Raw genomic sequence first — 14042 nt, 5'->3', positions numbered from 1 at the left:
AATCTGAATTCGAGGAACCGCGCGCATGAACGTGAAACTGACCAGAGCCCACCACCTGCTGCTCGTCTGCGTCCTTGCGCTGGTACCGGTAGTGACCCACGGCAACACGCTGGAGCGCATCCGTGCCAGTCAAGCGATCACCCTTGGCTACGTGCGTGACTTCATGCCGTTCAGTGATCAGGACGCCGATAAAGCCAGCGGCTATGCCATCGATCTCTGTCTGAAAATAGCCGACAAGGTCAGGATCGATCTGAATCTGCCGGCGTTGAAAATCCAGTACCAAGCGGTCTCGCTCAACGACGAGATGAACGCCGTCAGTTCCGGCAGGATCGACATTCTTTGTACGCCGACCCCACCCACGCTGGCGCGGCGCAGGATCGTCAGCTACTCGGTGCCGATTTACACCGCTGGCCTCTCGGCTGTGGTGCGCCAGGATGCGTCCGAAACCTTGCTCAATGTGCTGAATGGCAAAGTGGCCCATACCGGGCCAACATGGCGAGCCACGGTGAACCGTGGTCTGGCCAATCAGACCTATGCCGCCATCGCCGGCGGGGTCACGGAGACGTGGATACAACAGCAGATGCGATTGCTGGGTGTAGTAGCCGCGCTGGTCACGGTAGAGAACGCAGAAGCCGGTCTGAATCTGGTTGCCAATGGCAAAGCCGATGCGTTTTTCGCTGAACGCATGATGCTCAAGCATCTGCTGACCAGAAATTATCCATCGGGCAATCTGGTGCTGCTGGAGCGGATTTTCGAGTACGCACCGACGGCGATGGCAGTGGATCGAGAGGATGAGGATTTCCGTCTGCTGGTCGACACGGCGCTAAGTGAAATGTACCGATCCGGCGAAATTGAACAGGCATTCGACAAACATCTGGGCGGCGCCGGCGATGCGGCCAGGAAGCTGTTCAAGATCTATGCAATACCGTAGCGGGCCAGCGAACAGGCCGGCTCGCTACGCTGCGATCATGCTCACCGCACAGGCTCTTTCCTCACCGCCAGAATGCTCCCCGGCACCGAATACAAGGCGCGCTCGGTGGTGCTGCCGATCACGCGTTCGATGCCCACGCGATGAACCGTGCCCATCACCACCACGTCGGCCAGGTACTGCTCGACGAACTCATTGATGACCTGCACTGGATGGCCCATGACGAAGTGTCGACGCTCAGGGGGCACGCCGTGGCGATCGGCAAGGGCGACAAAAGCCTGATGCAGTGTCTGACGCAGTTCGTTCGCCAAATCTTCGTTCCAGCCACCGTTGACCACTGGCGCTTCGCCGTTGAAGGCAGCGGACAAATCGTAGGCGCAGAGCAGGTGCAACGGCACGTCGCATTGCAACGCCAAAGCGTTCGCCGACCGTATGATCACGTCGTTCAAGCCACTGATTTGGGTATCCGGATCGAACGGGTCCACGGCTGCCACGACACGATGCGGCAACGCATAGCGAATCTGATTGACCAGATGCACGGGAATCGGACACTCACGCAGCAGGTGACAATCGAGCGGCGTGATGAACACGCGCTTGAGCGCTGGTTCCAGTCGCACATCCTTGATCAACAGGTCGGGCTTGAGCACATGGACGGTCTTGAGGATGTCCAGCAGCGGATGGCTGGAAAAGACCACATCAACCGTGCCGTCCAGCCCCTGGTTGCTGAGTTGCTCGAGCTCATCGGCCACCCAGCGACGGTAGCGCCGCTGATAGCGCTGAGCATCCACGTCATCGATTTTTTCCTCCCACAGATGGGTGATCGGCACCGGCGAAACAAAGGCCCGCACATCCAGCGCCGCCCCGCTCGCCTTGGCCAGCGCGATGGCACGCAGCATCGCCGCTGATTGATGCAGCGTCTGGTCAGCGACCAGCAACAGACGTTCATATTGGCCCATCACACACCTCCGCTCGGCACCGGCGCGGTGGGCCGGCGGGCTTCAAGACTGCGCCCTCTCGCCCTTGCCCGGCGTTGATTTACATCAAGCCCGGGTCAATGAAAGAGGCGTCTGATGTAGATCAGATGTCGCCGTGGGCAACCGCGTAGAAGGAAGGCAAGCGGACGCTTTTTCACCGTCCGCCAGCCTTTCGAACCGGATGGAGAATGATCATGCTCACCGTCAAAGACCACAACGATCAGGCCGTGGCCGCTTATGCGGCGGTCGCCGGACAATACTGGATTGAGGCGCTCAAGGACGGCCGCCATGTATTGATCCGGCCCCTCACGGAAAAGGATCGCCTGCGCGAATACGACTTCATCAAGCGCCTGTCGCCCGAATCCAGGCACATGCGTTTTCTCGCCCAGATCAGCGAACCCGGCACCGCTCTGCTAGACCAGTTGATGGACACCGATAACAAACAGCGCACCGCCTTCATTGCACTGGTTCACGAGAACGGCAAGTTGATCGAAATCGGCATCAGCCGCTATGCCGGCACAGGCGCCCATCAATGCGAATGCGCGGTGACGGTCGCCGATGAATGGCAGCACCTGGGGCTGGGCACGTTGCTGATGGAGCATCTGATCAAGGCAGCCCGCCGCAACGGATTCCGCCAGATGTACTCGGTCGATGCCGCCAGTAACGCGGCGATGCGCGATCTGGCCAAAAGCCTGGGCTTCGAAACCCACAATGATCCGGACGACGCACGCCAGGTCATTCATCGTCTTGACCTGTAAATGAATCGCCCCGAGGTGAGTCGGCCAACGTCGCACCTCGGGGCGATCGTGTTTCAGGATTGCAGTGTGGGTTGCGGCTTGATCGCCAACACACTGCAAGGTGCCCGATGCAGCAGCTGTTCGGCGGTGGTGCCTAACAACTTGCTCAAGCCGTGGTGCTGCACTGTGCCCATGACAATGACGTCAATCTGCTTGTCGATGGCGAACCCGCAGATACTGCGCACCGGTGCGCCCTCGATGAAGTGCCGGCATGAGACCGGCACGCCGTGGCGCTCGGCCAAGGCCGTAAATGCCTCATGCTGCGCAGTGCCCAGCGCTTCATGAATCCCGGTGGCCAGCGGCAATGCGCCGAACCCCATGTCCGTGGCATAAACCGCCGTCCAGTCGTAAACATGCACCACATCTAGACTGGCATCGCACTGCGCGGCGAGTTGGGCGGCGGCATCGATGATCTGATCGTTGAACACGCAGTCCTGCTCTTCGCTGCGCAAGACATCGACGATGGCAAGCACACGGCGTGGGCGCGGATGGGTGTCGTCGGTCACCAGATGCACCGGCACCGGGCAATCGCGCAACAGTTGCCAGTCCAGCGGGGTGTAGAAAATACGCTCCAGCACGGACTCGTGCTGCACATCCTTGATGATCAATAGCAACGGCATTTCGTTGATGAACTGCAGGATCTCGGCGAAGGGATCCTGGACCCACATCACTTCGCTGGTGACCATGATCTGATGCCTCGCCAGCAATGAAGCCTGCTCTGCGAGCCACTGCCGGTGAGTGCGCAGATAACCATCGCGGGCGAGGCGGATCTGCTCGGGGGCAAACAGCCCTGCCACGGCCAGCGCCTGCAAGTAGTCGAAGGCCACGATGTGCAGCGGCAACTGCATGGCCTGGGCCAGTGCAGCCGCGCGCTCGAACGCCGGCGTGCGCTCCATGGCTGAAGGAGCGATCAACAGTAAACGCGGAGTCTGTGACATGGGATACCTCGGCATGCGGCCAGCCAGGAGAAACAGACTTCAGGGTGAATGCTGTGGCCATTGGCAGCTTGATCTTTGTCAGCAAGAGCACCGATCGCGCTCAAAACAGCACATTGCCCGTCCACATGGCCAAGGTCAGCAATACCTGGCCCGGGATCACGCAGGCAGCGAAACGCCTGCCGCCGCTGACCCACGCCACCACGCATTTGCTCACCGAGTTACTGCTGACGGCAATCAGCGCTGGCACCGCTATCGAGTCATAAGGCACCTGGCCCGCCTTGGCCAGGCTGGCGATGGACGCTGTGGCAGAGTGCGCATCGGCAAAGCCCGAAAGCATTGCGGTCAGCCACAAGCCTGCCTGACCAAATTGGCTGAGCATGGCCGAGGAGACGAATGTGATGCCGGTAAGGGTCAGTGTCACGATGACCGCGAGTTTCAGATTGAACGCTCCTGCCGTGTCGACCGGCTTGCTGCGGCTCCCTCGCGTGGGGTCGGGGAACATCAGGCAGGCGCCGTACAACATCGTAGCGATCAAGCCGAAGAGCAGTGGCGCCCATAAACTGTTCAGCAGATCCGCATCAACCATCGTCAGGATCAGGCCGATCTGTATCACCGTCGCGAGATTGGAAAAAATCGCCGCGGCGCTGAGGATGCGGATGTTGTCCGGTTCATGGGCAAGGCGTTGGCCCATGGTCGCGATCGTCACGGTACTGGAGGCGAAGCCGGATGCAATCGCGCTGATGACGTAGCCATAGCGCGAGCCCAGGGCGCGCACGGCAATGTGGCCGAACGCGCCGACCAGCATCAGCAACACCGTCACGGTACAAATGGTGCGCAGATTGATCGCGGCGTACGGGCCGATATATCGGTCCGGTGCCAAAGGCAGTATCACCAGCGCGGCGATCAGCAGGATCAGGCCATCACGCATTTCCGTTTCGGACAACTGGCTGTTGGCAAAGTGATGCAGCGCCTGGCGATACGCCAAAAGGCCCGCGATCACCACGCCAAGGGCAATGGCCAGCGCCGGCGCGGTTGCGCACAACGCGCCCAGGATCAGCACGGTGATCAACGCCACCTCGCTGGTCAGCCCAGGGTCGTCGCTTTGACTACGCCAGTACGCAACGCTGGTCAGCAACGTGACACAGCCGGCGACGATCCCCAGCAGCAGGCCACCGCCGACCTGTAGCGCGACATACCCCAACAGCGCGGTAATGGCGAACGTGCGCAAGCCGGCGCAGTGTCGCGCATCGCCAGTGCCCTTGTGCCGTTCACGCTCAAGACCGATGAGCATGCCGATCCCCAACGCCGCAGCGGCGCCGGACAGATCAAAAACCTCATTCATGATGGGTAGCGTCCCGCAGGATTTGCGCACCCTGCTGCACTCGGTTTATGGCGAGCATTCAACGCTTGCGCTGATGCGGCGAGCCGTTGCTGGCCTTGCTGGCAACGGCTGGGCAAACGCATTCGGCCACTCGTGAGGGGCGTTGATACGGGCCTCAAGCACCTCGACAAATTCCTGCGCAGCCTTAAGGGTCCTGAAGCCTACATCCCAGTCATCCATGTGCACGACCCAGCCGTGGGGAGCGTGTTTTTCAGTGATCTTGATGTTCATGGAAACCCCGGTTTCAGCGGCACGCCAAGGTGCTTTCAAGGAGTGATTGCGACTTTCATGACTCCGTCGCGTTGATGAGCGAACAACTCATACGCCTGCTCGATGTCGTCCAGTCTGAAACGGTGAGTCACCAGCGGTGACAGATCGACGGCGCCGCTCTGCACCACGGCCATCAGTCGACGCATGCGTTCCTTGCCGCCCGGGCACAGGGTGGAAACGATGCTGTAATCGCCCAGTCCGGCGGCAAACGCGCCGAGCGGGATGTGCAGATCGCTGGAATACACCCCAAGGCTGGACAAACGCCCGCCCGGACGCAGCACCCGCAATGCCGACTCGAACGTGCCTTGGGTGCCCAGCGCTTCGATGGACACATCCACGCCACGACCATCGGTCAATGCCATGATCTGCTCCACCACATTGCCGTCCTTGAAATTGACGGTATGGGTCGCGCCCAGTTGACGCGCCATGGCCATGCGTTCGGCCACCGCGTCGACACCGATAATCGTGCTGGCGCCCTTCAGCCGTGCTCCGGCCACGGCACAGAGGCCGATCGGGCCCAATGCAAATACCGCGACAGCGTCGCCGATGGCGATCTCGCCGCGCTCCGCCCCCGAGAACCCGGTGGACATGATGTCCGGGCACATCAGCACCTGTTCATCGCTCAACTCATCGGGGATCGGGCACAGGTTGGCCTGTGCATCCGGCACCAACACGTACTCGGCCTGGCAACCGTCGATCGTGTTGCCAAACTTCCAGCCGCCGATGGCCTTGAAGCCGTGCCGAGTGTCGGGGCCGTCCTGCGAGCCGCAGCCACACAGGCACGCGTAACTGTGCCCGCTGGGGGTGATGGCCCCGGCGATCACCCGCTGCCCTTCGACAAAACCGAGTACTTGCGAGCCCAATCGCTCAATGATGCCGACCGGTTCGTGGCCGATGGTCAGTCCTCTCGCCACTGGGTATTCGCCGCGCAGGATATGCACGTCGGTGCCGCAAATGGTGGTGGTGGTCACGCGGATCAACGCATCCAGCGGCCCGACCTCGGGAATCGGCTTGTCATCGAGCACGATGCGGTTTTTTTCATCGAATATTGCGGCTTTCATGGTGGCCATGATGGCTTTCCCTCCGCCGACAGGTGAGTGCAGAGCAGAGCTTGAGCCGCGGCGGCAGGGTCGTAGTTGATAATGGTCAACTATCCGCGGATCAGTGGTCTCGCTCGACCGTACATCCGCTCACGACTACGCGGTGATGTCTGGTTGATAAATATCAACCCCGCCCTGCTGGCTCGCTCCAGGATAAGCGCATGCCCCACTACTCACTGTTTCCAGGCATGCAGCGCAATGCCTGGGTGACTACCCTCGGGAGTACTGTCATGTCTGAGCAATCGCGTTTCATGCTGGTCGTGTCGCCGCTGATGAAAAACAGTCCGGCGTTCGACCGCGCCGCCGCACTGGCCAAAGCGTCGGATGCCGCACTGCATATTGTCGCGTTTGATTATCTGGAGGGCCTGGCGACCGCAGGAATGGTCAACGAGCAAGCCCTGGAGCAGATGCGCCTAGGCTATGTCGAACGCCATCATCAATGGCTCGAAGACCAGGCCCGGCCGCTGCGCAAGATCGGGGTGACCGTCACCACCGAGGTCGTCTGGGTGGACAATCCGTTGAAGGAAATCCTCATTCATTTGAAGGAACAGCCGATGGCTGTCCTTATAAAGGCTCTGGAGCACGAATCAGTTCTGTCGCGACTGATGTTCACCCCGCTGGACGTCCACCTGTTGCGCGAATGCCCGGTGCCGCTGCATTTTGTCAGCCACGCTCAAAACGCTCTGCCACGCCGAATCGTCGCGGCGGTCGACCCCTTCCATCGGGAGGGCCAATACCAGGGCCTCAACGATCGGATCCTGCGAGAAGCAGCAAGACTGGCCAGTGTCTGCAATGGCAGCCTGGACGTGATTTATGCCCATGACCTGTCATCGATCAGCGCTGCCGAGTTCGGCTTCAATAACGCGTCCGCGATCTTTTCTTCCACCGCAGCCAAGAAACTGTTCGACGCCCAAGGCGAAGCTTTCCAGGCGGTGGCTGAACGTAACAACATTCCGGCAGAGAACCAGCACATGATTGTGGGCGATCCCGCCAAGGTGCTTTCCAGCTATGCCGATGCGTACGACATCGATGTGATCGTAATGGGCCGCGTCACTCACCGAGGAATCGCCCGACTGGTTGGCAGTACGGTCGAGCATCTGTTGTACAAAATGCCTTGTAGTGTGTGGGTGGTGGCGCCGGAAACGCTTACTCGCTGATGGATGCAGTCGACGCTGAAGAAAGGAGTGGATTTCCAAGCACCAGACGGTGACGGAATGGCCAGTCAGGAGCGTGGAAAACATTTCCACGGCACAAAAAATAAGGGCTTGCATGACATATGTCATGCAAGCCCTTGATATTTATGGTGCCCGAAGCCGGAATCGAACCGGCACGCCCTTACGAGCGGGGGATTTTAAGTCCGGATTTTTCTAGTTAAAAATCATACACTTAGGATATTTATTTTTCCGCACACCATAAATCTCCTGTCCGTTTTAAGGTAATGAAACCAGCACCTCAAATTAATTTGCGGAAAGAACCCAGGCTGTCCAAAGCTTGCGTTCCAAAGGCAGGCAGACGAATGTCGGTCCGTAGTAATGGCTTTTGCTAGCGCGACTTAATTGACTGTTTCCAGTCCAAGGAACTTGGATCAATGAAGTCGGATCTGACGTGGTGGGAATGCCCGAAGCTGTCACTGCTTACAGCTTTACACGAACCCACGGAGGCCGTCATTTTCGGCGAAGCGTCCGACTGCAGTCTGGATGGCCCCGTCGCGCGCGCACCGGCATTCAGCGTGTACTGCCTGCCCAGACGAATTGACAGTCCCCAATCGGGACCGCTGTCGATCTTGGCTAAATTGCATTCGCGCACCGTCTATTCCTCGACCATCGCGCGCAACACCTCTTCTTGAATGCCATCATCGATCACTTTTTATCTTCCTGCCAGCGCGCCGTTGCACCGTTGGCAAGTACTTCATGCAACGCCTCACTGCTCGCCGCGTCCAGCGCCTCTATCGCCTTCAGTTTTAGGACAAATCCAGCGGCGCGATCACTGGCTTGCAACAACTCGTCAGGGCTAGCCGCCTGGGTGATGCAGGCTAGCACTTTGAGAATCTGAATCTTGATCGCTGGCGGCAGATCCAGCACCGCTAATACGTCGTTTATGCTCACTCCCACTGCGAGTCATTTATGTTGCCGGCGGTTTAATTGGCAGTCTGTGCTGCTCGACATCGAACAGCAGCGACCCGCCGGTGGGCTCGCTGCTGTCGTCAGCATTCGGCCTCTGCAACAACAGTCCACCGGGCAAGCCTACATGGATGGAGTAGGCTTTCTTGGGGCTTTGTAGGTAACGGTCAATTATGGGGTATCCCCGAAACTTTCGAAAATCTATGGTGCCCTAGTCATCACAATTAGCGACTCGAGGACCTCCCCCCTATGGAGTACTCCTTATACACATAAGCGTTTTTCGCTATAACTACTACAATTTTCTTAGGCAATTCATTGTGAGCATATTATGGATCCGAAAAAGCTATTTCACGACACTCGACTTGATGGTACCTGTGTTTATTGTGGTGCATTTCCTGACACAAGAGATCACGTCCCTTCGAAGGTTTTACTAGATGAACCATTCCCTTTGGCGCTTCCAGTAGTGCCGTGCTGCAAAACCTGCAATAACAGTTTTTCATTCGACGAGTTATACATTGCTTGCTTCATCGAGTGTGTCATTCATGGGACGACCGACCCTGAAAAGATGTCACGCACGAAGATAAAAAGGATATTAAATGAAAGACCTCGACTGAGAGAGACAATTGAAAAAAACAAAAAACAGAATGATCAAAATTTAATCTGGACCCCCGACAAAACCAAAGTAAACACTATCGTAGTGAAGCTCGCTCGCGGGCATGCGGCATATGAACTCAGCGAACCGCAGATGAGTGATCCTGAGTACATCCGAATAGCACCCTATGGAACACTTTCAGAAGAGGAGCTTACCAACTTCGAAAACTCACCCAACCAGAGTTTATGGCCTGAGATCGGCAGTAGAGCATTCGTTAATTCTGTAGTAGCGAACAATATCAATTTTGAGAACGGATGGAATATCATTCAAGACTCAACATATCGATATATGATTTCGCATGATGATGGCATCTGCGTAAAAATAGTAATGAGCGAATATCTATTTTGCGAAGTAATCTTCAGTTAAAATTCAATTAACAGGTGCGACCAAAGAAGACATAACAGCCCGCCCCGAATTACCTTAAATCAGCCGGAGTACTCTCCCCTACCTTGGAACAGGCAACTGCTGCTGCCATTAACGCTTCTAGAGTAAACCGACGATAAAATTTTATGAAACCCAAATAAAATGTGTAAGAGACAAAAGCCATACTCAAAACTGACACAACAATAACAAAAACATTGGCACCACTGTATATCAAATGCCAAAGCGCAACCCAAAATAGAATCACGAAATAAAACGTCAGCGTCCGCATCAAACCAAACAAAGCAACATAGTTTTGCATCTTTGGAACATGATTAACGGAATACTCGAGAGCGAAATGATAAACAAACAAAAAGTAATTTGTTTCTCTTACGGGCTCAATTGGGGGAGACTTTAGACCAGCATAACTAGATAGAATAAGTGCAACCTTGGTTTTTATAATGGTTTTCATCATAGGGTCAAGCTCCTTATTTACTAGACCTTTGACTCCCAAGATATAATTAACAAAAAAATCAACCACGCTTATTGGCAGCAAAACCAATGCGACCACCGCGATAATTAGATTTTTTTTAGCACTATCATTACCTGAAGTAAAATAACTATCCTGATAAATCCCAAGAAGTGTTTTTGATGGGAACCCATACATCCAATTCAGATGCTTTTCCACCGTCATTGCAGATAAAAAATTTATGAAGTGCCCGCTTATATAGGCAAGCAGAATCAGCGGAGTGTAGAGCTCCACCCCTTTCAGATCTGACACGCTCACAAACTTAATCAACGAGCTATCTTTTATAGCAGCATGAGAAAACATACTTATAAGCAAATAAACAAACAACGAACCAGGCACAAAATATCCAAGAAAATCATAAAAAGAAAACGGGTTCTGTTTAATATCCATATCCATTCCGCTTTTACAGTTTAAAGATACCGATTTAGAAAGCGCTATATGAGCTTAGCACTGAATCACGAAAAAAATCGTGCCCCTTGGATTTCGTTCAATTAACGCAGAAGCTTCGCCAGAAACTCATACGTTGCCAGCAGTTTCTTTTCAGAGCTAGAGGGCTGATTTCTATAACCGTCGGAGTAGCACGATTCCATCTGTTAGAGACGCTGCATTTCGTTCAAGAGTGCCAATCGCTGTAGTTGCGCTCATGGCAACGTCCGCTGCTCCATTCTCTGAAAGCCACTCGGTGGCCTCTTTTATTGGTACCGCCTGCGGTAACTACGCAGTGCCTTGGCATCGCCCTCAAACGTAGGTTTGCGCGTTGGTCAGAGACCGACCACGCTTCGAGAGGACTTGCAACAGCCTCTGCACTGGCTCTATGCTAAAAGCGTCTTGAAGAAGGGCTGCTAGCGTCGCCCTGAGTCGACCTCTAGAGACTGCATTTCGATCTCCCACGCGGTACCAGTTTCACCCTCCTGCAACGTTCTCCCATCGGAGTTCTGCGCATCGGGTTAGCTAGCGACTCATGCGTTGAATTAACCACTTCGGGCCACGGCTCGTTTTGGCTCACCTACCGAAATGGAGAAATTTCATGTCTCAAGTAGTTATCCTTTCTGCCACCGACGCTGAGCGTAAACGGCCGCTCGATATCACCCGTATCGCACTTCAATACCTCGCCCGTGGTGGCGTTGTTGATGCTGAGTCAGTTAACCAAAAAGCACACAAGGTTTTCGGATACCCGAGTGCCCATGCCATGCGTGCAGAAGCGGGCAAAATACCATTGCCTGCTCTAGGTACTATCACCCGCATGGACATTCATCTTAGGCTGACGAAGAACCTTCGAGACGTAGCTCAGGTTCCATTTCTCCCTGCATTCTGTGCCATAGAAAAAGCCAAGCTGCGCATTTTGGATATTGACCGGCGAACCGTTGAAGCGTGTGCCGAGGCTTCTCGTGCGGCTATTGAAGATAGCCGGCCGGGAATGAGAATCATGGTGGACAGGTATCACCGACGGGCAGAACCCTTAGAACCTAATCTACGTATCAGCAAACTGATCGCTGCGGGGGCACCTGGATATCGCCTCATCGTCCGCAAAGACTCCTTCGCCTTTGACTGGCCACTGCTCATTAAGGTGACCGAGGCGATCGACAAGACTGCAGGAAAAATCCTTGAGGGTGACCCACTGTTCGCCGACTGCAGCACGTCTGAAGAAGCTATCGATCGTTATCTACAGAACATTGTGGTGCCAGAGGCTTGGGTATCGATCGATGACTTGGTCAGCGATGGCCTTGAAATACCGCACCATGAGGTACTTGCTCTATACACGAAAGACGGACTCTACGTTGGTCGTGTCATTCACCATCCCGGGCTTAACGCTGTGATTCCAAAGCTTTTCTACACCGATGAAGAGCTGTCCGCCGGCATGGTCAGTTTTTTTAATGGTCGGCATGAACAGAATCTTGGTTTGGGGAGCATTGTGTTCGGTAGCAGTTACGCCATGAGATCTAACTCAGTCCGTTGTGATGAGCCTGTTTTTTTCTCCAGGACGGCTCCCACATTTGGTTTGAGCGTAAAAGACTATTCTGATAGACCCACCATCGACCCAAGAACGCTCGAGTTGTTGCCTGGTCTACGTTGCGGCTCCTCTGGCATAAAGTGGGCTATTGATGGGGAGAGAACGTTTCTTCGTAAGGGTGATCGCGATATGCACCTAGAGAGCTACGCCCCAACAGATAAGTGGCTATCCCCAAAAGACTTCCCATTGCTTTTTCCGCTAGACCAGAAGGCCTCAAATGTGGCGGCACCAAGTTCGTGGTCGGATCGCTTCAAAGAGACGTTGATTCTTCCTTCAGAAACAATCGAGTTCCAAAAGCGCGTTACCCAGAAAATTCGTCGTGATGTCGCAGAGGCCCGCCAAATTCTGGAGGAGCCGAATGAGCAGTCGGCGCTGCTTCGATTGCTGCTCGACCGCATCAGCGTGAGGCAGATCGAAAGCACTGCCGAGCGACTTGAGGCTACGTATTACACCCTGCCTGAAGGCACACCTGAAAGTGAACTAGATGATGAAAGAGAGCGCCTCGAAGCCCGGCGGCAGCAGGATCAGAAAAGCCTCCCGCGCTCGGTCGCTGCCTCGCTTAAAAACTACCCATTCCTCACCCAGTTTGGGCCAATGACTAATTGGGTTTTAACGCGTGAGACGCTTAGCGCTCTCAGTGATTGTAGTGATCAGAACATGCCTGTAGAAGTGGCTATTTGGGTGGAGCTGATTGTGCTGGCCAGCGCAGCCGCCGCCGGAAAACCAGCCATACAATTCCGCTTCAACCCAGCGATCATGGCTGTTGGCCGCTGGGCCGAAGGTCGCGCGAGTCTGGAAGAGGTTCTCGATTTGGCCTCTGTATTCTCGAGCTACCAATACTGGGCAGATCATCTGGAGGCGAAAGTAGCCTCAGTTAGCGCTGCGATATCCGAAGCAATCGACGGCCGTGAGCGTGCTCTAGAGCTGGGAGTGAAATATGCCGGTGAGAGAGTCATTGCGCGGCCATCAGGGCGTGTAAAAAAACAATAAAACCTTTGAATGGGCAGGGTTTGAGTTAGCGCTCTGCCGTTCAAATATAGGGCGATCACGTTTTGTGAGCGCCCCCTCTTTTTGGCAACCGAAAACTCGGCGGGCCGTGTTTCGAAAATCCGTGCCAGTACGTTAGGAGCTGAAATCGCCCGGCCCCGAGCATTGGAAGAGAATTGAAGGCATATCCGAGATACCATCATCTCATCAGCGGGGAACGTAGAAAGTCGTACCTTTGGTGCAAGCGTACGCAACCCAATGACTTGGACGAATGAGGTTTTACATGAAATCACTTGAACACATACTGATGGAAGTACTCGCAGGTTGGAATGGCGAACACGTCAGTGAACCAGTGCTCGCAGCTGTGCGCGAGCTTGCTACGGATGCTCGATTTGACGATATAACACTTTCTTTGAAAGCTTTTGTGGCACGCTTTGGCCGACAGTCTCTCGTTTACAGCGTGAACCATCTGCCAGGCGTGCTCCTGCACAACTATGTGTATCGCAGCACTGAGGCTTCGGCAGCAATCGTTGACGAGTACTGGCTAAATAATGAGGCTGGCGCTGCGATAAAGGCTGCGGCTTTCAAGGATGGTCAGCTAGCTATGGTAGTTTCAAAGATCATTCAAGACTTGGATGCAATGACGGTACTGGCCCTTAGCGACCGCTCTGAATGACGTTTACACACAATCAAAGCGGAATATTCCGGAGCCTAACCCATTGAAATAACTTATTTTAGTTATGGACTTGAAAACCGTCGACTGTAACAGGTCCATGAGTTCGAATCCCATCGCCTCCGCCATCTTATGTACGACAAAGCCCTGATTATTCAGGGCTTTGTCGTTTCTGAAACTCGCATCTCTTGGCCATCCCTTCCTTGATCGTTTCCGCATCTTTTCGGTCATTTCCGCAACCCTACTCTCTTCCGGCATCAATTGTTCGACCTTGACATGATGTGAGATGTGGCTGTCTTCAACAGGCAACTTTCTGCCAATA

At 54.9% G+C, this 14042-nt stretch carries 14 protein-coding genes; 7 read left to right on the top strand and 7 right to left on the bottom strand.

Translation table 11 applies throughout. The annotated features are described in order from the left end of the window. Positions 1-25: 25 nt before the first annotated feature. The gene (locus OK411_RS13960) at positions 26-931 is read left to right on the top strand and encodes an amino acid ABC transporter substrate-binding protein (RefSeq protein ID WP_264365163.1); all 906 of its coding nucleotides are present in this window, start codon (positions 26-28) and stop codon (positions 929-931) included. 41 nt (positions 932-972) lie between these two features. Here the strand turns inward: OK411_RS13960 and OK411_RS13955 are convergent, their stop codons facing one another. Then, positions 973-1884, bottom strand: a complete 912-nt coding sequence (locus tag OK411_RS13955) for a universal stress protein (RefSeq protein WP_024012774.1) — start codon at positions 1882-1884, stop codon at positions 973-975. A 212-nt stretch (positions 1885-2096) separates the two neighbouring features. On the opposite strand from OK411_RS13955, the gene OK411_RS13950 reads away from it, so the two are divergent. Continuing rightward, positions 2097-2660: a GNAT family N-acetyltransferase gene (locus tag OK411_RS13950; protein WP_024012773.1), complete on the top strand. Its 564-nt coding sequence runs from the start codon at positions 2097-2099 to the stop codon at positions 2658-2660. 53 nt (positions 2661-2713) lie between these two features. On the opposite strand, the gene OK411_RS13945 is transcribed toward OK411_RS13950, so the two are convergent. The 4 genes from OK411_RS13945 to OK411_RS13930 form a co-directional block, all read right to left on the bottom strand. After that, positions 2714-3637 carry a universal stress protein gene (locus tag OK411_RS13945; protein WP_038861627.1) on the bottom strand — a complete coding sequence of 308 codons (924 nt, stop codon included), beginning with the start codon at positions 3635-3637 and terminating at the stop codon, positions 2714-2716. Between the two features lie 100 nt (positions 3638-3737). Then, a complete protein-coding gene (locus OK411_RS13940) occupies positions 3738-4979 on the bottom strand; it encodes an MgtC/SapB family protein (RefSeq protein WP_264365162.1) in 1242 nt (413 codons plus the stop codon). Between the two features lie 45 nt (positions 4980-5024). After that, on the bottom strand, positions 5025-5249 hold the full coding sequence (locus tag OK411_RS13935) for a hypothetical protein (RefSeq protein ID WP_264365161.1): 225 nt from the start codon (positions 5247-5249) through the stop codon (positions 5025-5027). Positions 5250-5284: 35 nt separating this feature from the next. Then, positions 5285-6358, bottom strand: coding sequence for an NAD(P)-dependent alcohol dehydrogenase (locus tag OK411_RS13930; protein ID WP_264365160.1), 1074 nt, complete (start codon positions 6356-6358; stop codon positions 5285-5287). Positions 6359-6618: 260 nt separating this feature from the next. Here OK411_RS13930 and OK411_RS13925 point away from each other — a divergent pair, with 260 nt between their 5' ends. Together OK411_RS13925 and OK411_RS13920 are read left to right on the top strand one after the other, a co-directional pair. Further along, positions 6619-7545, top strand: a complete 927-nt coding sequence (locus OK411_RS13925; RefSeq protein ID WP_123442611.1) for a universal stress protein — start codon at positions 6619-6621, stop codon at positions 7543-7545. Between the two features lie 431 nt (positions 7546-7976). Further along, positions 7977-8234 (top strand): hypothetical protein, encoded by a 258-nt coding sequence (locus OK411_RS13920; protein WP_264365159.1) that lies wholly within the window; start codon positions 7977-7979, stop codon positions 8232-8234. 13 nt (positions 8235-8247) lie between these two features. Here the strand turns inward: OK411_RS13920 and OK411_RS13915 are convergent, their stop codons facing one another. Then, positions 8248-8493, bottom strand: a complete 246-nt coding sequence (locus OK411_RS13915; RefSeq protein WP_264365158.1) for a hypothetical protein — start codon at positions 8491-8493, stop codon at positions 8248-8250. Between the two features lie 343 nt (positions 8494-8836). Here OK411_RS13915 and OK411_RS13910 point away from each other — a divergent pair, with 343 nt between their 5' ends. Beyond that, the gene (locus OK411_RS13910; protein WP_264365157.1) at positions 8837-9526 is read left to right on the top strand and encodes a hypothetical protein; all 690 of its coding nucleotides are present in this window, start codon (positions 8837-8839) and stop codon (positions 9524-9526) included. 49 nt (positions 9527-9575) lie between these two features. On the opposite strand, the gene OK411_RS13905 is transcribed toward OK411_RS13910, so the two are convergent. Beyond that, positions 9576-10439 (bottom strand): hypothetical protein, encoded by an 864-nt coding sequence (locus OK411_RS13905; RefSeq protein WP_264365156.1) that lies wholly within the window; start codon positions 10437-10439, stop codon positions 9576-9578. Positions 10440-11076: 637 nt separating this feature from the next. Between OK411_RS13905 and OK411_RS13900 the strand changes: the two genes are divergently transcribed. Both OK411_RS13900 and OK411_RS13895 read left to right on the top strand, forming a co-directional pair. Continuing rightward, positions 11077-13050: a hypothetical protein gene (locus tag OK411_RS13900; RefSeq protein WP_264365155.1), complete on the top strand. Its 1974-nt coding sequence runs from the start codon at positions 11077-11079 to the stop codon at positions 13048-13050. 280 nt (positions 13051-13330) lie between these two features. Next, positions 13331-13723 (top strand): hypothetical protein, encoded by a 393-nt coding sequence (locus OK411_RS13895; protein ID WP_264365154.1) that lies wholly within the window; start codon positions 13331-13333, stop codon positions 13721-13723. Positions 13724-14042: the final 319 nt, after the last annotated feature.

The sequence above is a fragment of the Pseudomonas sp. RG1 genome, assembly GCF_025910115.1.
Taxonomy (GTDB): Bacteria; Pseudomonadota; Gammaproteobacteria; order Pseudomonadales; family Pseudomonadaceae; genus Aquipseudomonas; species Aquipseudomonas atacamensis.
This window is presented reverse-complemented; position numbering and strand designations above follow the sequence as displayed.

Coding starts and splice junctions, on each gene's coding strand:
- OK411_RS13900 (WP_264365155.1), top strand. CDS start 11,077: ATGTCTCAAGTAGTTATCCTTTCTGCCACCGACGCTGAGCGTAAACGG.
- OK411_RS13945 (WP_038861627.1), bottom strand. CDS start 3,637: ATGTCACAGACTCCGCGTTTACTGTTGATCGCTCCTTCAGCCATGGAG.
- OK411_RS13960 (WP_264365163.1), top strand. CDS start 26: ATGAACGTGAAACTGACCAGAGCCCACCACCTGCTGCTCGTCTGCGTC.
- OK411_RS13940 (WP_264365162.1), bottom strand. CDS start 4,979: ATGAATGAGGTTTTTGATCTGTCCGGCGCCGCTGCGGCGTTGGGGATC.
- OK411_RS13930 (WP_264365160.1), bottom strand. CDS start 6,358: ATGGCCACCATGAAAGCCGCAATATTCGATGAAAAAAACCGCATCGTG.
- OK411_RS13925 (WP_123442611.1), top strand. CDS start 6,619: ATGTCTGAGCAATCGCGTTTCATGCTGGTCGTGTCGCCGCTGATGAAA.
- OK411_RS13920 (WP_264365159.1), top strand. CDS start 7,977: ATGAAGTCGGATCTGACGTGGTGGGAATGCCCGAAGCTGTCACTGCTT.
- OK411_RS13950 (WP_024012773.1), top strand. CDS start 2,097: ATGCTCACCGTCAAAGACCACAACGATCAGGCCGTGGCCGCTTATGCG.
- OK411_RS13955 (WP_024012774.1), bottom strand. CDS start 1,884: ATGGGCCAATATGAACGTCTGTTGCTGGTCGCTGACCAGACGCTGCAT.
- OK411_RS13910 (WP_264365157.1), top strand. CDS start 8,837: ATGGATCCGAAAAAGCTATTTCACGACACTCGACTTGATGGTACCTGT.
- OK411_RS13935 (WP_264365161.1), bottom strand. CDS start 5,249: ATGAACATCAAGATCACTGAAAAACACGCTCCCCACGGCTGGGTCGTG.
- OK411_RS13905 (WP_264365156.1), bottom strand. CDS start 10,439: ATGGATATTAAACAGAACCCGTTTTCTTTTTATGATTTTCTTGGATAT.
- OK411_RS13895 (WP_264365154.1), top strand. CDS start 13,331: ATGAAATCACTTGAACACATACTGATGGAAGTACTCGCAGGTTGGAAT.